18 protein-coding genes are annotated in these 20317 nt (G+C 61.9%); 8 read left to right on the top strand and 10 right to left on the bottom strand.

Features of this window, described 5'->3' with window-relative positions; translation table 11 throughout:
• Positions 1-9 precede the first annotated feature (9 nt).
• Positions 10-711 carry a TetR/AcrR family transcriptional regulator gene (locus ACP7AL_RS18130; RefSeq protein ID WP_425993354.1) on the bottom strand — a complete coding sequence of 234 codons (702 nt, stop codon included), beginning with the start codon at positions 709-711 and terminating at the stop codon, positions 10-12.
• A gap of 21 nt (positions 712-732) precedes the next feature.
• Positions 733-1023, bottom strand: a complete 291-nt coding sequence (locus ACP7AL_RS18125; RefSeq protein ID WP_425993353.1) for a hypothetical protein — start codon at positions 1021-1023, stop codon at positions 733-735.
• Between the two features lie 69 nt (positions 1024-1092).
• Here ACP7AL_RS18125 and ACP7AL_RS18120 point away from each other — a divergent pair, with 69 nt between their 5' ends.
• Positions 1093-3108, top strand: coding sequence for a TRAP transporter permease (locus ACP7AL_RS18120; protein WP_425993352.1), 2016 nt, complete (start codon positions 1093-1095; stop codon positions 3106-3108).
• A gap of 26 nt (positions 3109-3134) precedes the next feature.
• A complete protein-coding gene (locus ACP7AL_RS18115) occupies positions 3135-4100 on the top strand; it encodes a TAXI family TRAP transporter solute-binding subunit (RefSeq protein WP_425993351.1) in 966 nt (321 codons plus the stop codon).
• A gap of 57 nt (positions 4101-4157) precedes the next feature.
• On the opposite strand, the gene ACP7AL_RS18110 is transcribed toward ACP7AL_RS18115, so the two are convergent.
• The 4 genes from ACP7AL_RS18110 to ACP7AL_RS18095 all read right to left on the bottom strand — a co-directional run bounded on the left by ACP7AL_RS18110 (position 4158) and on the right by ACP7AL_RS18095 (position 8626).
• A complete protein-coding gene (locus ACP7AL_RS18110) occupies positions 4158-5408 on the bottom strand; it encodes an NAD(P)/FAD-dependent oxidoreductase (protein ID WP_425993350.1) in 1251 nt (416 codons plus the stop codon).
• Positions 5409-5483: 75 nt separating this feature from the next.
• Entirely contained in the window at positions 5484-6992 is a 1509-nt protein-coding gene (locus ACP7AL_RS18105) for a tripartite tricarboxylate transporter permease (RefSeq protein ID WP_006019669.1), read from the bottom strand.
• Between the two features lie 12 nt (positions 6993-7004).
• Entirely contained in the window at positions 7005-7490 is a 486-nt protein-coding gene (locus ACP7AL_RS18100) for a tripartite tricarboxylate transporter TctB family protein (RefSeq protein ID WP_425993349.1), read from the bottom strand.
• 161 nt (positions 7491-7651) lie between these two features.
• Positions 7652-8626 carry a tripartite tricarboxylate transporter substrate binding protein gene (locus tag ACP7AL_RS18095; RefSeq protein ID WP_425993348.1) on the bottom strand — a complete coding sequence of 325 codons (975 nt, stop codon included), beginning with the start codon at positions 8624-8626 and terminating at the stop codon, positions 7652-7654.
• Positions 8627-8969: 343 nt separating this feature from the next.
• Between ACP7AL_RS18095 and nikR the strand changes: the two genes are divergently transcribed.
• The 4 genes from nikR (at position 8970) to ACP7AL_RS18075 (ending at position 14465) form a co-directional block, all read left to right on the top strand.
• Positions 8970-9425, top strand: coding sequence for a nickel-responsive transcriptional regulator NikR (nikR, locus tag ACP7AL_RS18090; protein ID WP_425993593.1), 456 nt, complete (start codon positions 8970-8972; stop codon positions 9423-9425).
• A 51-nt stretch (positions 9426-9476) separates the two neighbouring features.
• Entirely contained in the window at positions 9477-10745 is a 1269-nt protein-coding gene (locus tag ACP7AL_RS18085; RefSeq protein ID WP_425993347.1) for a Zn-dependent hydrolase, read from the top strand.
• 175 nt (positions 10746-10920) lie between these two features.
• Positions 10921-13023: a S9 family peptidase gene (locus ACP7AL_RS18080; protein WP_425993346.1), complete on the top strand. Its 2103-nt coding sequence runs from the start codon at positions 10921-10923 to the stop codon at positions 13021-13023.
• 146 nt (positions 13024-13169) lie between these two features.
• Positions 13170-14465: an MFS transporter gene (locus ACP7AL_RS18075; protein WP_006019663.1), complete on the top strand. Its 1296-nt coding sequence runs from the start codon at positions 13170-13172 to the stop codon at positions 14463-14465.
• Here ACP7AL_RS18075 and ACP7AL_RS18070 read toward each other — a convergent pair.
• Together ACP7AL_RS18070 and ACP7AL_RS18065 are read right to left on the bottom strand one after the other, a co-directional pair.
• Positions 14462-15067 carry a hypothetical protein gene (locus tag ACP7AL_RS18070; RefSeq protein ID WP_425993345.1) on the bottom strand — a complete coding sequence of 202 codons (606 nt, stop codon included), beginning with the start codon at positions 15065-15067 and terminating at the stop codon, positions 14462-14464. The genes ACP7AL_RS18075 and ACP7AL_RS18070 overlap by 4 nt on opposite strands.
• Before the next feature lie 149 nt (positions 15068-15216).
• A complete protein-coding gene (locus ACP7AL_RS18065; protein ID WP_425993344.1) occupies positions 15217-16206 on the bottom strand; it encodes a hydroxyacid dehydrogenase in 990 nt (329 codons plus the stop codon).
• A gap of 187 nt (positions 16207-16393) precedes the next feature.
• Here ACP7AL_RS18065 and ACP7AL_RS18060 point away from each other — a divergent pair, with 187 nt between their 5' ends.
• Positions 16394-17107: an RraA family protein gene (locus ACP7AL_RS18060; protein WP_024920663.1), complete on the top strand. Its 714-nt coding sequence runs from the start codon at positions 16394-16396 to the stop codon at positions 17105-17107.
• A gap of 153 nt (positions 17108-17260) precedes the next feature.
• Here ACP7AL_RS18060 and ACP7AL_RS18055 read toward each other — a convergent pair whose 3' ends face one another.
• The gene (locus ACP7AL_RS18055) at positions 17261-17593 is read right to left on the bottom strand and encodes a hypothetical protein (protein ID WP_006019659.1); all 333 of its coding nucleotides are present in this window, start codon (positions 17591-17593) and stop codon (positions 17261-17263) included.
• An 81-nt stretch (positions 17594-17674) separates the two neighbouring features.
• Between ACP7AL_RS18055 and ACP7AL_RS18050 the strand changes: the two genes are divergently transcribed.
• On the top strand, positions 17675-19093 hold the full coding sequence (locus ACP7AL_RS18050) for a protein adenylyltransferase SelO (protein WP_425993343.1): 1419 nt from the start codon (positions 17675-17677) through the stop codon (positions 19091-19093).
• Between the two features lie 127 nt (positions 19094-19220).
• Here ACP7AL_RS18050 and ACP7AL_RS18045 read toward each other — a convergent pair whose 3' ends face one another.
• Positions 19221-20234, bottom strand: a complete 1014-nt coding sequence (locus tag ACP7AL_RS18045; protein WP_006019657.1) for an NAD(P)H-dependent flavin oxidoreductase — start codon at positions 20232-20234, stop codon at positions 19221-19223.
• Positions 20235-20317: the final 83 nt, after the last annotated feature.

Genomic DNA, 20317 nt, shown 5'->3' with positions numbered 1-20317 from the left:
CGTCCATGTTTATGCACTTTCCGCAATCCGGACCGACGCTTCAGAGAGCGATGGAACGGTATCCAAATAAGAAGCGATAGCCCGGCCGTTCATTCCGATACCCCGAAGAATGAACTGGCAAATCTGCCGTTCGAAGTCCGGCGCGTTTGGATAGTCCAGCGATGGAGTCGCGGGAAGTCTTGTCAGGGCGATCATGTGAACAACTTGATGCGCGAACCAGAAAAGATTGAGCGGTTCACCTTCCACGCGCTCCGCGTCACCTGTTGCGATGGCGCTTTCAAGCGATGCGCTGAAGATGGGACCGATCAGGTCTCCGATTTTGTCATAGAGCACCCTTGCGAATTCGCCGTCAGTCAATTGGCTGGAGATCAAAAGCCTGACCCGCTGCGCATCTTCCTGGTCCGGTTCTTCGGTCGCGCGCATGAAGTGTGCGACCATTTCGCGGATCAGAATGACCAGCGTCTCCGTCGATGGCTTCAGTTCGCGCAGCCGAAGCAATTCCGGATCAGCCTCGCAGGCCTCCACAAGTATTTCTGCATAGAGTGCGGCTTTAGTAGGGAAATGCTTGAACAGCAGTCCCTCCGAGATGCCCGCAGCCCGCGCGACACTTCGCGTCGTCGTCCCCGCAAAACCGTACAGGGCGAAGCAACGTTTGGCCGCCTCCAGGATCTGCTCCCGGCGGAGATCGCCCGTGAGTCTGAGGGTACTCATGTGACGTGAGTAAGCACTCACTTAGCCCAAAGTCAACTGGGATTTGCTGCGGCGCAGCGCGTTTTTCGGCCACAATCGCGGCATGAGCGCGCCGTTCCGCTCAGTCCCAGGATCATGCCACGCCCTTATCAAGGCGGCGAACGCAAGCCGATCGCGCGAGGATCGCATCATCGCCTCCCGGGAGGCGAACGGTTCCGCGTCTTGCATCATCCGCAAGCGCCAAAGCCGGCGTTCATTCCGGTTGTTGATCTCTCGACACGCCCAGAACGAAGTCTTGCCTAAATCGGGCAAACCCGCCTCAATGCGCATCAACGAATGGTCCCCGCCTCAGGCGGGAAGACCGCTAAGGCCCGGAATAAATCGGGACCAGGGGGAGGCAGCATGACGACGGTAAATACACCGCCGGGCAATGACCCGACGGTCATTTCCGACGAGGCTTTGCGCAAAGCCGAGGAATTCATCGAAGCCGATGAAGGCGCGGCCAACAGGCTGGGCGGGCTGGCAGGCCAGGCCGTCACCACCATCGCCATCGCGATGAGCCTGTTTCATCTTTATGCAGCCTACGCAATCGTTCCGACGCAGGAGCTTCGCTACACCCACGTCGCCTTTACGCTGGTCCTGAGCTTCCTGCTGTTTCCGCTCGCCGCGCGTTTTCGCAACCGCGTGCGCTGGTGGGATATCATTCCCGGCATTCTCGCAGTCGCGACTATTGCTTACGCGCTGTCGGGCGGCGACGATTTTACCGACCGAGCCACAACACCCGATCGCTGGGACGTCATCGTCGGCGTGATCTTCATTGTTCTCGTGCTTGAAGCAACGCGCCGCACCACCGGCGCGATCATGCCAGTGGTCGCCGTCTTCTTCATCGCCTATGCGATGCTCGGTCCGCACCTCCCTGCTCCCTGGACCCACCGGGGCTATGATCTGTCACGGCTGGTCGGTCACCTCTTCATTACGCTCGAAGGCATCTTCGGTGTCGCGGTCGATGTATCCGCGACGCTGATCATCCTGTTCACGATTTTCGGCGCGTTCCTTCAGCAATCAGGCGCCGGAAAATTCTTCATCGACTTCTCGCTAGCACTGATGGGCGGCAAGCCGAACAGCGCCGGACGCACCGTGGTGCTGTCGTCGTTCCTGCTCGGCGGCCCGTCAGGATCTGGCGTCGCCACGACCGTGATGATCGGCACCGTCGCCTACCCGATGATGAAGAAGGCCGGCTTCGAGAAGAACGCAGCCGGCGGCCTTCTGGCCGCGGGCGGCCTTGGCGCGATCCTGTCGCCGCCGGTGCTGGGTGCAGCGGCGTTCCTGATCGCGGAGTTTCTCAAGATCAGCTATCTCGACGTGATCTGGATGGCCACCATCCCGACCTGTCTTTATTATCTCTCGTTGCTGATCATGGTGGAACTCGACGCCAAGCGCTTCCATGCGCGCGACGTCAATTTCACACCGGAAATGTCGCTCGGCACGATGACCAGGCGCTACGGCTTCCACTTTATCTCGCTGGTCGCCGTCGTCATCTTCATGGTGATCGGCTATTCGCCGGCCTTGTCGGTGTTCTATGCGATCATCACGACGTTCCTGCTCAGCTTCCTGCGCAAGGACACTGCGTTGATGCCGCCGAAGCTGAAGCGCGCGCTGGCTGACGGTTCGATCGGCGCGTTGAATGCTGCGACCACCTGCGCATGCGCGGGCATCGTCGTCGGCATTGTGACCCTCACCGGCCTTGGCCTGAAGTTCTCGTCGATTGTGATCGCTTACGCCGGCGGCAGTCTGCTGCTGACGGCGATCTACACGTCATTGATCGTCTGGATCATCGGCCTCGCCGTCCCCGTCACCGCGTCCTACATCATCTGCGCGGTGATCGCGGCCCCTGCCCTGATCAAGCTCGGGGTGCCGGACTACGCCGCGCACATGTTCATCTTCTATTACGCGGTGCTGTCGGAAGTCTCGCCGCCGACTGCGCTCTCGCCGTTCGCGGCAGCCGCCATCACCGGCGGCGATCCCTACAAGACCACGCTGCAATCGTGGAAATACACCCTCCCCGCCTTCCTCGTGCCGTTTGTGTTCGTGCTCGATCCGCAGGGCGTCGGCCTGCTGCTCAACATTCCGAAGGGCGGTTCGTGGGTCGATGTCTTCGAAATCACGCTCAAGACCACGCTCGGGCTGATGGCGCTAGCAGCGGCGGCACAGGGCTGGGCACTGCGGGCGACCACGCTGATCGAGCGCGGACTGCTGGTGCTGTCCGGCCTCCTGCTGGTGTTTCCGAGCCTGATCGAGGCGGTGATCGAAGCGGCGATTGGTCGCGACATTTCTTATACCTATGTACCCGGCGTCCTGATCGGATTGGGGGTAGTGTTATGGCAGGCAAAAGGACCGGCGCTTCAACGACCGGCCTGAGAACTCAAATGGGAGGACAATCGATAATGAAGAAAATCACGAAAATGACTGCGGTGCTGGCTCTCGCACTGTCCGCCGGATTGATAACGGCGCACGCCCAGCAGAAGACCATGGCGATCGGAACGGGCGGCACCGGAGGCGTGTATTATCCGCTCGGCGGCGCCATCGCGAACGTGCTGTCGAAGAACCTGCCGAACGTGCAGGCCACCGCCGAAGTCACCGGCGGCTCGGTCGACAACCTCAAGCTGATCGGCACGGGCCAGAGCGAGATGGGCTTCACCATGGCCGACGCCGCGCTCGATGCCTACAAGGGCGAGGACAAGTTCAAGAGCGGAAAGATCCCGCTGCAAGCACTGCTCGTGGTCTATCCGAACCGGATGCATGTCGTGACCGTTGAGAGCACCGGCATCAAGACGATGGCCGATCTCAAGGGCAAGCGCGTCTCCACCGGCTCGCCTGGCGGCGCGACCGAAGTCATGGCCTTCCGCGTCATCGAGGCTGCCGGTCTCGACAAGGACAAGGACATGAAGCGCGAGCGCCTCGGCGTCGCCGAGTCGGTCAACGCCATCAAGGACGGCAAGATCGACGCATTCTTCTGGGTCGGCGGCATTCCGACCGCATCGGTTACGGACCTCGCCGCCACACCCGGCGTCAAGCTCAGGCTGATCGACCACGCCGACGTCGTCGAGAAAATGAACGCCAAGTATGGAAAGCTCTACAGCGCGGGCGTCATCAAGGCCGGATCTTATCCGGGCTATGACGTCGACAACAAGATGGCCGAAGTCTGGAACATCATCGTCACTGGCAACAAGATGACCGACGACGAAGCCTACAACATCGTCAAGACGCTGGTGGAGAAGAAGGCCGACATCGTCGCCGTGCACAAGGAAGCCGAGAGCTTCTCGCTGGATAACCAGGTGCAGGAGCGCTCCCCGGTGCCGTTCCATCCCGGCGCGATGAAGTACTTCAAGGAAAAGGGCAAGGGCGGCTAGGCCCAAGCCGCATAACCTGGACGAACCCCGGCCTCGCGCCGGGGTTTTTCGTTTCGGTTATGGAGTTGCCTTGGGTGCGTCGCGATCGATGGCGAAATCGTCGAACCACGGCTGGTAGTTGCCGGCAATCGACGCCGCGATGATCCGGGACGCCAGGTAACTGTAGGTGATGCCGTTGCCGCCGTAACCGTAGGCGGCGTGAATGCGCGGATGACCGGGCACGCGCCCGATCAGCGGGAGACCGTCGGTCGTGGTTCCGAATGCGCCCGACCAGATAAACTCCGCGACAGGCTCCGCATGCGACCACAGCCCGTTGAGCCGATGCAAGAGAGCTTCCGACTTCGCCGGCATCAGCCGGTCGCGTGCTTCGGGTTCGATCACCTGATCGTCATCCTCCCCGCCCATGATGATCCGGTTGTCGGTCGTCGTGCGCGCGTAGCTGTAATTCTCCGAGGCTTCCCAGATCAGCGCGCCGTCGCGCCACAACCCGCCCGCCGGCTGCGGAGGCGTCGCAATGGCCCAGCTCGACGAAATCTTGTGCAGACTTGAGTTGACAAAATCCGGCATCACATAACCGGTCGCAAGAACGACATGCTTGGCCTCAATGATATGACCATTGTCGAGTTCGACAATCACGGCCTGCCCGCTGTTGTCGTAGTTTTCCGCGCTTGCATTGAATATCCTGACGCCCTGCATTGCCGCCGCGGCCAATAACGCCTGACACAGCAGTAGCGGATCGGCGTCAGCCGAACCGATCGAGTGGAGTGCCGCCTCGCGGTAAAGGCCGAACTCCTCCAGCAATGTCAGGTGGTCCAGATAGTCGCCGGGCAGCCCGGCGCGCATTCGGAGATCATGCTCCGCTTTCAATTCGCGCGCACCCATGTTCCCCGCCGCCAGATACAGTGAGCGTTTGTGGCGCAGGCCACATGCCAGCCCACGCGTGTTCACAAGCTCCGCCAATCCGCTGACCGCGCCAAAACTGCGCCGATAGATGCTGGCGGCGCGATCGAATCCGTACATCGCGGTGAGATCGTTCAGCGAGCGGTCGATCTCCCAGAGCAGCATCGCGGTACTCGCCGCCGTGCTGCCGAAGCCGGGACGCTGCCGGTCGATAACGCAAACCTCATGGCCCTCGGCGGCGAGATGTTCGGCCACCAGCGAACCGGTGACGCCCGCACCGACCACCAGAATCTCGCAGCGGAAATCCTGATCGACTGACGACCGTCCGGGCCGCACGAGCCGCTGGCTCCACGGTGACGTGCCTCCGCGCAAGTCGTTTTGCCGGACTCTTTCAGGATCGAACATCATTGGCTTCAATCATGGCTGGAAACGGTCCCCGTACCGCAACCATGATGACGCCCAAACGTCGCAAAAGTTCCCGCGTCAGGCCCCCTCGTCCAACGCGACCAGCTCACGCTTTTTGCGCAGCGACGGCAGCAGCGGCCCGATCAACAGGATCGCGGCGATCACGAGACAGATCGCGGAGATCGGGCGCTGCACGAAAGTCATCAGGTCGCCCTGCGACAGGATCAGCGACTTGCGCAGATTGTTCTCGAGCAGCGGCCCGAGCACGAAGGCGAGCACCAGCGGCGCCGGCTCGTAGCCGAACTTGCGCATCAGGTAGCCGATCACGCCGAACCCGACCATGACGTAGACATCGAAGACATTGTTGCTGCTGCAGTAGACGCCGACGATGGTGAAGAGCAGGATCAGCGGGAACAGCACGTTGTAAGGCAGCTTCAAGAGCTGCACCCACATGCCGATCAGCGGCAGGTTCAAAATCAGCAACATGATGTTGCCGATATACATGCTCGCGATGATGCCCCAGAACAATCCGGGATTCTGCGTAATCATCAGCGGCCCCGGCTGAAGGCCGTGAATGACGAACGCACCGAGCAGCAACGCCATCACGACATTCGGCGGAATGCCGAGCGTCATCAACGGAATGAAGGCACCGCCCGCGGCCGCGTTGTTGGCCGCTTCCGGCCCCGCGACACCTTCGATGGCGCCCTTGCCGAAACGCTCCGGCGTCTTCGACAACCGCTTCTCCAATGCATAGGACGCAAAGGACGCCACCACCGCGCCGCCGCCCGGCAGAATGCCGAGAAAGAATCCGAGCAAGGTGCCGCGTCCGACGGGGCCGGCGCTAGCCTTCCAGTCGTCCTTGTTGGGCAGAAGCTGCGTGATCTTGGCTTCGATTACATCGCGCTTGATCACCTGCTCGATGTTGATGAGCACTTCGGCGACACCAAACAGGCCCATCACCACCGGCACCAGGCCGATGCCGTCGATCAGTTCGAGACGGCCGAATGTCAGCCGCGGCTGCGCGGTGATGCTGTCGAGGCCGATCAGTCCGAGCACGACACCGATGCAGGCCATCAGCAGCGCCTTTGCCATCGAGCCCTGGGTCAGGAACGTCAGCACCACGAGGCCGAGCACCATCAGGCTGAAATATTCCGCCGGCCCGAACGCAACCGCCACGTTCGCCAGCGACGGAGCGATCAGCATCAGCGCGATCAGCGAGAAGGTGCCTGCAATGAACGAACCGAGGGCGGAGATGCCGAGCGCAGGTCCTGCGCGCCCCTGCTTCGCCATCTGATGACCGTCGAGGCAGGTGACGACCGATGCCGCCTCGCCCGGAATGTTGACAAGGATCGACGTGGTCGAGCCGCCATACATCGAGCCGTAGTAGATACCCGCCATCATGATGATGCCGGACTCCGGCGTGCCCGACAGTGTCACCGGCAGCAGCAGCGACATCGCCGAGATTGGGCCGATGCCCGGCAGCACGCCGACCAGCGTGCCGATGAACACGCCGATGAAACAGTACAGCAGGTTGACCGGCTGAAGAGCGACGCCGAGACCGTGCGAGACGTTGACGAGAACATCCATGAGCCTGCCCGATCAGCCGATGTTGAACATGCCCGCAGGCAACTGGATGAGCAGCGCACGTTTCAGCACCCACCAGACGCCGATCGGCGCCAGCACCGCAAGCGGGATCGCCAGCGTCCAGCGCACCGGATCGATCACCCGCAGCAGCAGCAACAGCAGCGGAATCGACGCCAGCAGAAAGCCGAGCGGCTGAAGGAGGAAGGAAAATCCCGCGAGGCACGCAATGACGACCACCGGCTTGGTCCAGCGCGTTCCGGCCCACAGCGACGCAACACTCGGGCCGCCTTCAGTGATCGCCGCGACGATGATCGTACCTGCGAACAGGCACATCAGGATGCCCGTGTAGAACAGCACGAAGCCTGAGCCCGGATCGTTGATGCTACCGATCTTGAGCTTCTGGCCGGCCCAGATCACGAAGATGCCGAGGGCAAGGCCGACGAGCCCGCCCCACAGTTCGGAATTGCCCAGTCTGAATTTCTCGCTAGCATCATTGCTCATGGACTGTTCTTTCATGTCCCTGATGTGATCCCGCCGTCACCCTGAGGTGGCGGAGCGAAGCGTAGCCCTCGAAGGACGACGGCGGATATCGCACTCATCCTTCGAGGCTCGCCGCAAACGCGACTCGCACCTCAGAATGACGTTCTTTGCGAAAAGCCCATTCAGTTGGTTTTCTTCGCCAGCCCCAGGGTATCGATGACCTTGCGCTCGGACTCGGTGACCTCGGCGACGAATTTCTTGTAGTCCTCGGTGTTCTTGTAGTTCGCCACCATGTCGAACTTCGCCAGCGTTGCGATCACCGCCGGGTCCTCGATCGCCTTCTTGAAGGCGTCGTGAAGTTTGGCAACGATCTTGGGGTCCATGCCTTTCGGACCGGCGATGCCAAACGGCGAGTCATACACCATCGAATAGCCGAGTTCGTTGAGGGTCGGCGCGTCCGGGAAGTTCGGCGAGCGCTTCGAGGTCCACACCATCAGCAGGCGCAGCTTGCCGGCATCGACCAGCGGCCGCCATCCGGTGGAGTCCGCCTGAAGCATGGTGTGATTGCCGAGCACGGCGGCATTGGTTTCCGCGCCGCCCTTGAACGGCACCTGCGTGAGCTTGATGCCGGCCTTGGCCGCGATCTGCTCCATGCCGATATGCAGCGAGGTGCCCGCGCCCGGCGTCGCATAGGTCACCTTGCCAGGATTTGCCTTGGCGAAGTTGACCACGTCTTTCCAGGTCTTGAACTGCGAGTCCGCGTTCGTGGTCACGCCGAAGGTGTACCCCGTTAGATGCACGATGTAGGTGAAATCCTTGTCGGCGTTCCAGGACACGTCCTGCATCAGCGGCAGACGAAACACCGTGATCGGTATCTGCGAAATCGTGTAGCCGTCGGGCTTCGCCGTCGCCGCCATGGTTGCCGGCCCGACGGTGCCGCCGCCGCCCGCCTTGTTGTCCACGACAATGGGCTGGCCGAGCACCTTGGACGCGCTTTCGGCGATCGCGCGCATGGAGATATCGGTCGAGCCGCCCGCGGGCCACGGCACGATCAGCGTGATCGGTTTGGTGGGATAATCCTGCGCCACTGCAACACTGGACAAAACGGCCAGCGCCGCCGCCGCGAAAACGGTTTTGAATCCGGATCGATAAGCCATTGAATGTTTCTCCCCTTGGCGGTCCGTGACGATGTCCGAACCTGTCTTGTTCTATTTTTATGACACGATGATCCCCGAAATCGGCGCGAAAGAAAAGCAAGGAGACGCGTGCGGGACGCAGTTATTGCGACGCATCCGGCAGATGCGTCATTAGGCCCCAAAATATCCCGTCTCACGGCGGCCTTGCGTTCGCCCTGCGAAACGGCGAGTTGTGAATGAACAAGCCCTGCCCGTCCCCATCGGGAAATCTGCCCGTTTTGAACACATCAAATCAGCCCAACAGTCCGGATGGATCGGTTATGCTCAGGGAACCATCAGCCGCGGCCGGAACGGAGCCCTCTCAATGCAGCGCGTGACCATCACCCTCGACGACGATCTCATGGCCGAACTGGATCGCATGATCGAGGAGCACGGCTACCAGAACCGCTCCGAGGCGATCCGGGATTTCGCCCGCGCCGGCATGCAGCAGGCGGCGCAGGATGCCGGAAAAAGCGGCGGCGATTGCGTCGCCGCGCTGGTCTATGTCTACGACCACGCGGCGCGCGATCTTTCCAGCCGCCTTGTCAACAATTTTCATGACCATCACGACCTGTCGCTGGCGACGCTTCACGTGCATCTGGATAACGATAACTGCATGGAGATCACCGCGCTCAAGGGCCGAACAGCAGATGTGCAGCATCTGGCGGACCACGTCATCGCCGAGCGCGGCGTGCGCTACGGCCGCGTGGTGATGATCCCCACCGAAGCCGGCGCCAAGCCTTCAGGTGCCCGGAAAAAGCACGTCCATCGGCACACCTGACCCTCCTTTTCCGGAGATGTTTCCGGCGCGAACCTGCGGTATCGGTCCATCATGACAAAAGCCAGATCCAATCTTCAGATCGATTCCGCGCGCCTCTGGGGCGACATTCACGAAACCGCGAAATTCGGCGCAACGCGCAAGGGCGGCGTCAAGCGGCTGACGCTCGGGCCCGAGGACAAGCAGGTGCGCGACTGGTTCCGCATCGCCTGCGAAGCCGCCGGCTGCGAAGTCAGTGTCGATGCACTCGGCACCATGTTCGCGATCCGGCCCGGCCGCGACATGTCGAAGCCGCCGATCGGGATCGGCTCCCATCTCGACACTCAGCCCACCGGCGGCAAGTACGACGGCATCCTCGGCACCCTCGCCGCGCTCGAAGTCGTCCGCGCCATGAACGACGCCGGGATCGAAACCGAGTATCCCATCTGCGTGTGCAACTGGACCAACGAAGAAGGCTCGCGCTACGCGCCGGCGATGATGGCGTCCGCGGCTTACGCCGGCGACTACACCACCGACGATATTCTGGGCCGCAAGGACGCCGACGGCATCACGGTCGCGGAAGCACTCGACACCATCGGCTATCGCGGCGCAGATGCGGTCGGAAAGCAGAAGTTCAGCGCCTTCGTCGAACTGCACATCGAGCAGGGCCCGCTGCTGGAAGCCGAGAACAAGACCATCGGCGTGGTCGATCGCGGCCAGGGCATCATGTGGTACAACGGCTCGATCGCCGGTTTCGCCAGCCACGCCGGGACCACCCCGATGCCGCTGCGCAAGGATGCACTTGCAGCGTTCTCCGAAGTCGTGCTTGCGGTGGAAAGGATCGCGCGCGATCTCGGGCCGAATGCGGTCGGCACCATCGGCGAAATCAGGATCGATAATCCCTCGCGCAATGTCATTCCCGGCGACCTCACCTTCACCGTGGATATTCGCAGTTCAGAGTCAGCCACGCTGGACCAGTTGCATGACGCGCTGCAACGCGCGGTCGCGGAAATCATCGCACGCCGCAACGTCAAGATCACGGTCGAGCAGATCTGGCGCAAGGAGCCGACGGTGTTCGACACAAAACTGGTCGATGCTGTCGAAACCGCAACCAAAGAGATGGGCTACAGCCACCGCCGCATCACGTCCGGCGCGGGACACGACGCCTGCAACCTCGCAGCCGTGGTTCCGGCAGCGATGATCTTCGTGCCCTGCAAGGACGGTGTCAGCCACAACGAACTGGAGGATGCGACGCAGGCCGACTGCACTGCGGGCGCAAACGTGCTGCTGCATACGGTGCTCTTGCTGGCAGGCGTTGCGACGGAGTCGAGGGTAGACTCCTAGTAATGTGTCACGTTGCATGATTTATCGTCGTCCCCGCGAAAGCGGGGACCCATAACCCCTAGACCCTCAAGAAGACACGTCATACATCCCGCATAATATTCCGCGACAGGGAGTATGGGTCCTCGCTTTCGCGGGGACGACCCGGAATTTTCCGTCGATTGAAAGCCCGCACCGCATGACTTCAAAAGTTGCCACTCCTCCCGTCGCGCCGCGCCGCCCCCACAGTTTCACGCATCACGGCATCACCGTGACTGACGACTATGCGTGGCTGAAGGACGACAACTGGCAGGAAGTCCTGCGCGATCCGTCGGTGCTCAAGCCGGACATCCGCGCCTATCTCGAAGCCGAGAATGCCTACGCCGACACGGTGATGGGCCACACCGAACCGTTGCAGAAGAAGCTGGTCGCGGAAATGCGCGGCCGCATCAAGGAGGACGATTCCAGCGTTCCCTCACCCGACGGGCCGTTCGCCTATTTCCATAAGTACAATGAAGGCGGTCAACATGAGCAGATCGGCCGAACCGCGCGGGATGGCAGCGGCGAAGCCCGTTTCATCATCGACGGCGATGAACTGGCCAAGCAGACAGAATATTTCCGGTTCGGCGGCGCGCGTCACTCGCCCGATCACAAGCTGGAAGCATGGAGCGCGGACGTTCGCGGCTCGGAGTATTTCACTATCCGCGTGCGCGACTGGGCGAGCGGTAAGGATTCAGCCGACGTCGTCGAGGAAACCGACGGCGGCATGGTCTGGGCGGCGGACTCGAAGTCGTTCTTCTATGTCAAGCTCGACGACAACCACCGCCCGATGCAGGTCTATCGTCATGTTCTCGGCACCTCGCAGGCGGAGGACACCCTGGTGTATGAGGAACAGGATTCCGGCTGGTTCACGCATATCCATGAAAGTGCCAGCGGCCGTTTCTGCGTGATCGCAGGCGGCGATCATGAAACGTCCGAACAGCGGCTGATCGATCTGAGCGCACCCGAGGCCCCGCCGCGCCTGATCGCGAAGCGCGAGGAAGGCGTGCAGTATTCGATTGCCGACCGCGGCGATCAGCTTTTCATCCTGACCAATGCGGACGAGGCCATCGACTTCAAGATTGTGACCGCGCCGCTCGCATCGTCCTCGCGCAAGAACTGGCGCGACCTGATCCCGCATCGGCCCGGCACCTACATCATCGACATCGAACTTTATTCCGGTCATCTGGTGCGGATGGAGCGAACCAATGCGCTGCCCTCCATCGTCATCCGGGATCTCGCGACCTTGCAGGAACATGCCATCGCCTTCGACGAGGCGGCCTATTCGCTCGGCACCGTCGGCGGCTACGAGTTCGACACCACGCAGATCCGGTTTTCCTATTCGTCGATGACCACGCCGTCGGAAGTGTTCGACTACGATATGGTCAGCCGCGCGCGCACCCTGCGCAAGCGCCAGGAAATTCCCTCCGGCCACAACCCAGCCGACTACGTCACCACCCGCATCATGGCGACGTCCCATGATGGCGCGCAGGTGCCGGTCTCAATCGTTCATCGCAAGGACCTCAAGCGCGACGGCAGTGCGCCGCTGCTGCTTTATGGCTACGGCTCCTACGGCAGCTCGATGCCGGCATCGTTCTCGGCGAACCGGCTGTCATTGGTCGACCGCGGCTTTGTGTACGCCATCGCGCATATCCGCGGCGGCGCGGACAAGGGCTGGGGCTGGTATCTCGACGGCAAGCGCGAGAAGAAGACCAACACCTTCGACGATTTCGCCGCCGCAGCCCGCGCACTGATCGACGCGAAATATACCTCGGCGAAAAAGATCGTCGGCCACGGCGGCAGCGCCGGCGGCATGCTGATGGGCGCGGTCGCGAACCGTTCGGGCGAACTGTTCGCGGGCATCGTCGCCGAAGTCCCGTTTGTGGATGTACTGAACACCATGCTCGACGGCACGCTGCCACTGACGCCGCCGGAATGGCCCGAGTGGGGCAACCCGATTGAAAGTGCGGCCGATTTCAAGACCATCCTGTCGTACTCGCCGTACGACAACGTCGCGGCGAAAGAGTACCCCGCGATTCTGGCGATGGGCGGCCTCGCCGATCCGCGCGTCACTTACTGGGAGCCGGCGAAATGGATCGCGCGGCTCCGCCCCGTGATGACGGGCGGCGGGCCGGTGCTGTTGCGCACCAACATGGGCGCAGGTCACGGCGGCGCGTCCGGCCGCTTCAACCGGCTCGATGAAATCGCAATTGTTTACGCGTTTGCGTTGTGGGCGGTGGGACTGGTTGGCGGCGAAAGCTGAAGCTTTCCTCTTACTTTACAGGTAATTTGATCGCGGCCGTCAGCCGGGCATCATGCAGTTCGATTCCGTTGCAGCGCGTCATGACGCGCCGCCGTTCTCCGCTCATACTCCAATGCCTCTGACTCGCCTGTGCCCGGAAGTCCTGCATGCGCCGCCTGCCCTTCTATTACGGCTGGATCATTGTCGCCGTAACCTTCATCACCATGGGCATCGGCGTGAACGCCCGCACCTCGTTCTCGCTGTTCTTCTCGCCGATCGTCGACGAGTTCGGCTGGGATCGCGGCATTACGGCGGGCGCCTTCTCCGTCGGCTTTCTGGTCTCCGCGCTGCTCAGCCCCTTGATGGGCAAGCTGATGGACCGCTCCGGCCCGCGCACGGTGATGGAGCTTGGCGTCGTGCTGATGGGAGCCGGGCTGCTTCTCGCACCGCTGACGACACAGCCCTGGCATCTTTATATCACCATCGGATGTCTCGTCGGCGCGGGCAGCATTTGCCTTGGTTACTCCGGCCAGTCGCTGTTTCTGCCGAACTGGTTCGTCAAGCGCCGCGGCCTCGCGGTCGGTCTTGCTTTTGCCGGTGTCGGCATCGGCTCGATCATTATCCTGCCGTGGGTGCAGTTCCTGATCGACAGGAGCGGCTGGCGCGCGGCGAGCTGGGCGATGGGCATTCTGGTGCTGGTCGCGCTGATCCCGCTCAATCTGCTGTTGCACAAGCGCCCCGAGGATATCGGACTTCGGCCGGACGGAGACGCAGCGCCGACCGCCACGACCGTCGCACCTCCATCGAACATCGTCGATCCGGCATGGGCCGCGACCGACTGGACGCTCGGCCTCGCCGTGCGCACCGCGCGCTTCTGGTGGATTTCGCTTGGTTACTTTTGCGGTCTCTATGTCTGGTACGCCGTTCAGGTTCATCAGACCAAATATCTGGTCGAAATCGGATTCAGCTCCACCTCAGCCGCATGGGCGCTGGGCATGGTCAGCCTGATCGGCATTCCGGGACAGATCGCGCTCGGCTATCTCTCCGACCGCATCGGCCGCGAATGGATCTGGACGATTTCGTCGTTCGGCTTTGCGATCTGTTTCGCCATGCTGATCGCGCTGCAATACACGCCAACGCTGCTGCTGGTTTACGTCATGGTCGTGGCGCAGGGCGCGCTCGGCTATGGCTTCACCTCGATCATGGGCGCGGTGGTCGCCGAGATCTTCCAGGGCAAGCACTTTGGAACGATCTTCGGCACCATCGGCTTCACCGCGCTGGCCGGCGGTGCAGCAGGCCCATGGGTGACCGGAATCCTGCACGACATCTACGGCGATTACACGCTGGCCTTCGTCATCGGCATCGCCGTGAGCGCTTTGTCTTCCGCCGCGATCTGGCTCGCATCTCCCGGTAAGATTCGCGCCGTCGCGGGCCGCATGGACCGGATCGCGAAAGCAGCCTAAAGCCCGATCTGCACAGGATAACCCTCGCGCAGCGCATTGACGATCGACGGCGGTGTCAGGAGCCTGGCATCGGCGAGACTTGCCGACGCGCGGCTGTAGCCCGCAAACGACCAGCGCCATGCCTCGCCGTTTACGATCATGTAGCTCTCGCCGCCGCTCGTCACCGTCGTTCCGCTCGGCAGCTTGAGCGCGGCGATGTGCAACGGATGCAGCCGTTTCTGACGGCCATCGAGCCGCTCGCCATGAAGCACGGCGTCCATCTCGGTCGCATATGGCTTTACGCGGCCATTGCCCTTGGCCCACGCGTCACGAAACGCCGTCGCGTCATCCCGGCGGCAGTAGAAGCATGGGCGATGCCCCGCCGCGAAAGATGTCGCTTCATCGAGAAAGAACAGCTCGGTCCAGCTTCGTCCGCCCATCACCCTGCGCCGGCGTCCGCGAAATTCGCAGACGCAGGTGATCCATGCCTTTGACGACCAGCGCCGGTTCAGCAGCGTCCTGGTCGCCGGATCGTGGATGATGCCGCGATTGCCGGTGAAGCGGCCCCGATGCGCGGTCGCAACGATATCACCGAACGGCGACACGCGGTTCTGCAGCGGCATAGGCTCATCCCTTTCCGTCATTGCGAGCAAAGCGAAGCAATCTACCTTGAGAAGAATGGATTGCTTCGTCGCTAGCGCACATCGCAATGACGAACCACGGAATATCAAGCCACCCGGAAACCGATGAACCGCTGGAAGCGATCAGTTCCCTAGCTCAGCACATCCTGATTGATGACATTCTCGCGGATCGGTTTGCCGTCGAGCGCGCTGAGAATGTTCTTCGCAGTTTGCAGGCCCATGCGATCGAGCGCTTCGCGGGTCACGCCCGCCAGATGCGGCGCGGTGATGACGTTGTCGAGCTTGAACAGCGGATGATCCGGTCGCGGCGGCTCCTGCGCGAACACGTCAATGCCTGCGCCTGCAATCTTGCCCGAGGTGAGCGCCGCATGAAGCGCGTCCTCATCCACGATCCCGCCACGCGCCGTGTTGATGAGATAGGCCGTCGGTTTCATCAATTGCAACTGCGCCGTGCCGAACATATTGACGGTCTCTGGCGATTTCGGACAGTGGATAGTGACAAAATCGGCGCGCGGCAGCGCCGTGTTGAGATCGGTCACATATTCCGCGCCCGCCGCCTCGACTTCGGCTGCGGACTTGAACGGATCGTAGACCAGGACATTCATCTCCATCGCCACCAGCCGTTTGACCGTCCGCGTACCGATGCGGCCGAAGCCGACCACCAGCGCGGTCTTGCCGAGCAGGTCATACGGGATCGCGCCGAGCCGCTTGGTCCAGTTGCCGCTCTTGACGATGTGGTCCAGTTCGGTGGAACGCTTCGCCAGCCACAGCATCATGAACAGCGCGCATTCGGCGACCGACGGCGAATTCGCGATGCCGGTGGTCATCAGGGGAATTTTCTTGCCGCTCAAGGCTTTCACATCCACCGCGTCGTAGCCGACGCCGATCCGCGCCACCACCATCATCTCACCGGAAGACGCGATCTCGTTGGCGCCGAAACCGGTGCCGCCGAGCGCCACGCCGTTGACCGGCGCGTGCTGCCGCAGCATTTCATTGAAATCCGGCGCGGAGATCGTGTTTGGAAACTCGATGGCCTCGATGTCGCTGCGTTCCCGAAACAATGCCCAGCCGCCGGGCGACATGGTTTCCACGATCAGCAGTTTCTTCTTGTTGGTCGCCATTTCATCCCCTGATGTTTGTTGATTTTCGTTCAGCGCGAGGCTAGCCGCCCATCATCGCCTTGTTTCGCCTCTTCCCGCAAGCCGGGAAGGCCGCGAGCCGCGCACTTGCCGCCTGCAATTTGCGCAGGCAAACTCGCGCCGCGCCGCATCGTTCGGATCAGCAGAAATAACAACAGGAGATCAACCCGTGACCCAGTCCGCGCCCCACCCCGCATCCCTGCTCGAAACACTGGCGCGCTGGGACACGCCCACGATCTGCAACGCGCTGGAGGTCGTCGCGCCCGAACGCCGCCTGATCGGTTTCACCACCAAGCCGCTGGTTTGCCCGTTCCCGGACCTGCCGCCGATGGTCGGCTATGCCCGCACCGCAACGATCCGGGCTACTTCGGCGTCAAAGCTGTCGGCCGCGGATCAGCGCGCCCAGCGCGTCGCCTATTACGAATACTGCGGGACCGGTCATGGCCCGCGCATCAGCGTCATTCAGGATCTCGACGGCGCGAATATCGGCTTCGGTGCATTCTGGGGCGAGGTCAATAGCTCGGTCCACAAGGCGCTCGGCTGCCTCGGCGTTGTCACCGATGGATCGATCCGCGACATTCCGGCGTGGGCGCCGGGATTCCAGGCGCTGGCCGGCAGCATCGGCCCTTCACATGCTTTCGTTCATCTCGCAGGCTTCGGTGAAACAGTGTCCGTCGCTGGCATGACGGTGAGTTCGGACGATCTCATTCATGCAGATCGTCATGGTGCGGTCGTGATTCCGGCCAATGTTGCAGCGAAACTTCCGGATGCGGCGAGATTGTGCGAACGCCGCGAGGAGCCGATCCTCGGCATCGCCCGCGATCCCGGTTTCACCGTGGAGAAACTCAAGGAAGCGCTGGCCAAGGCCGCGGAGATTCATTAACGCGAGACGATGGCGCAAGCCTCCTCGCAACACGCAATCAAAGGAAGGTTTGTGCCATGAAAGTCGCGCTCGGAGTCATCGTCGGACTGGTGATCGGATTCCTCGCCATGACCTGGTTCAAGACCGGTCATCTGCCGTTCTAGCCGTTCGTCCTCAGACCGCTTCGTAAGCGAACAACACTGCGATAACGGTGATGCCGAGCAGGCCGGCCAGGAAAAGGACGTCCGCGATGCGCTCATAACGCTCGCTTGCGCCGCTCCGACCCGCATAGCGGATGGACAGATAGGACGCCGCCGCGCTGACGAGAAACAGAATCGCGGCGAGCGCGGCATACTCGTCGACATGGCTCGGTCCGCTTCTGCTTTCCACGACCTTGACAAGGCCGACCAGCGTCACGCAAACGCCGATCATCGTCGCGGAGGTGGGCAGAATGTGACGGGAGAGCTCCTTGCTCGCGCGCGGATCTTTCTGCTGCCGGTCGGTCATGTTCGACTTTCTTTTTGAACCCGAACGCTGCGTGGTCCGTTATGCTGTACTTTCCCGCCGCATAAATTACCCGAGTCCTGAATGCCTGTCTCACCCCATTACCGCGCATCGACCAGCCATGCCGCGCTCGGTCCCGAGTTCTACGATGTCGTCGCGGCGGCGGAATTTCCCGATCACATCCTGCGCTATCGTAATCAGCGCGCGGCGAAAACCGTCGGGCTCGACATGCTCAGCGACGAGGAATGGATTGCGCATTTCGGGCGATTCCAGCCATTGGCGGAGAATTTCAAAGAGCCGCTGGCGCTGCGCTACCACGGCCATCAATTCCGAACCTACAATCCGGAACTCGGCGACGGGCGTGGCTTCCTGTTCGCGCAACTGTACGACGACAGGGGCCGCCTGCTTGATCTCGCCACCAAGGGCAGCGGCAAGACGCCCTGGTCGCGCACCGCAGACGGGCGCCTGACACTCAAGGGCGGCGTGCGCGAGGTGCTGGCGACCGCCATGCTGGAAGCGCTCGGCGTCGATACCTCGAAAACCTTCAGCTTGATCGAGACCGGCGAGGCGCTGGTGCGCGGCGACGAGCCCTCGCCGACGCGATCCTCCGTGATGGTGCGGCTGAGCCACTCGCACATCCGGATCGGCTCGTTCCAGCGCCAGGCGTTTCTCCGTAGCACAGAAAATATCCAGAAGCTGCTCGACTACACGATCAGGACTTACATGCCCGAGGTGTGGCGCGACGATGTAGCGGCGCGCGCCATCGCATTTCTCGAAGAGGTCTGCCGCCGCGTCGCGCGGGTCGGCGCGCAATGGATGGCCGCCGGATTCGTCCACGGCGTGCTCAACACCGACAACATCAATGTCACCGGCGAGAGTTTCGACTACGGTCCGTGGCGGTTTCTTCCATTTCTGGAACCTGCATTCACCGCTGCGTATTTCGACGAGACCGGGCTCTATGCTTATGGCCGGCAGCCCGATGCACTGTTCTGGAATGTCACGCGGCTGGCAGAATGCCTGCTCGGCCTTGCGGATCAGCCAAGTCTTGAGAAAGCGCTGGGGGTTTTTGAACCGGCCATCCGCCAGGAGTTCACCGATGCGATGCTACGGCGGCTCGGCGTCCAGCCGCGCGATGCCGTGAGCGACAATGAACTGGTGCGCGCACTATGGATATTCCTGTCGGAGACGAAAGCTCCATTCGAGCAGACCTTCTTCGACTGGTTTGGCGGCCTTGCGAGCACTGAGCGCGCGGCGAATAGCCCGTCGAAGGATCACTATGTAAATCCGGCGTTCGCTGCCGTCCGCGACGCATTGAAAGACTTCGTTCCGCGCGACGGCGTCGATCTCAATCAGGCCTTCTTCAGCAGGCCGGCCGCATGTTCCATGCTGATCGAAGAAGTCGAAGCGATCTGGAAGCCGATCGCGGACAATGACGACTGGTCGGTGTTTCACGCCAAACTTCAAGCCATCGACGAGATGCGCGAGGCTTATGGGCTGGGATAAGGTCTATCCGATGTCATTCCGGACAGCCCGCGCAGCGGGCTGATCCGGAATCCAGAGGTTCATCGGAAATCACTTCGAGATTCCGGGCTCGCTCGCAACTGCTCGCGCCCCGGAATGACGTGCTGCCTCACGCCACCTTCTTGCGCGGCGTAGCGGCAACGTAATTGCCATCGAGGAATCCGACGAGGCGCTTGCGGATGAGGTATTCGGCATCTGCCATGATGCGATCGATCAGTTCCTTGACCGTCGGGATGTCGTGGATCAGGCCGACCATCATGCCGCAGCTCCATGCACCGGCGTCCATGTTGCCGTCGATCATGACCTTCGGATAAACGCCCGCGACTTCCTCGAGAATATCCTCGATCTTGATGCTCTTGCCCTTTTCCTGCTCGATCTGGATCAGCTTTTCGACGCCCTTGTTGGTGAGAACGCGCTCGGTATTGCGCAGGTTGCGCATCACAAGCCGGGTGTCGAATTCGGTTGCCTTGAGCAGCGCCTGCTTCACGTTGTCATGCACCGGGGCTTCCTTGGTGGCGATGAAGCGGGTGCCCATGTTCATGCCCTGCGCGCCCATCGCCAGCGCCGCAACGAGGCTGCGCGCGTCGGCCATGCCGCCGGAAGCGACGAACGGAATCGTCAGTTCTTCTTCCGCGCGCGGCAGCAGGATCATGTTCGGCATGTCGTCTTCGCCGGGATGACCGCCGCACTCGAAGCCGTCGACGCTCACCGCGTCACAGCCAATCGCTTCAGCCTTCAGCGAGTGACGTACCGAGGTGCACTTGTGGATCACCTTGATGCCGGCAGCCTTCAGTGCGGGCATGTACTGCTCGGGGCTGCGGCCGGCAGTCTCGACCGCCTTGATGCCGGCTTCCTTGATGGCCGCGATATATTCGGGATACGGAGGCGCCGAAAACGTCGGCAGGAAGGTGAGGTTCACGCCGAACGGCTTGTCGGTCATGTCCTTGCACTTGGCGATTTCCTTCGCCAGCAATTCCGGCGTCTTCTGCGTCAGGCCGGTGATGATGCCAAGGCCGCCGGCGTTGGACACTGCCGCCGCGAGCTCGGCGAACCCAACGTAGTGCATGCCGCCCTGAATGATCGGATGCTGGATGCCGAACAGTTCCGTAATTGCCGTTTTCATGTGTTCCCTCTCCTTGGTGCCTTCAATCCCACGTTCATTGCATCGCTTCTGCAAGCGGGCTGCTCAGTTTACACCGTTACCGC

This window comes from Afipia sp. DC4300-2b1, from assembly GCF_049895725.1.
GTDB lineage: Bacteria > Pseudomonadota > Alphaproteobacteria > Rhizobiales > Xanthobacteraceae > Afipia > Afipia broomeae.
The sequence above is the reverse complement of the archived record's forward strand: the minus strand, read 5'-3'. Positions and strand labels throughout refer to the sequence as shown.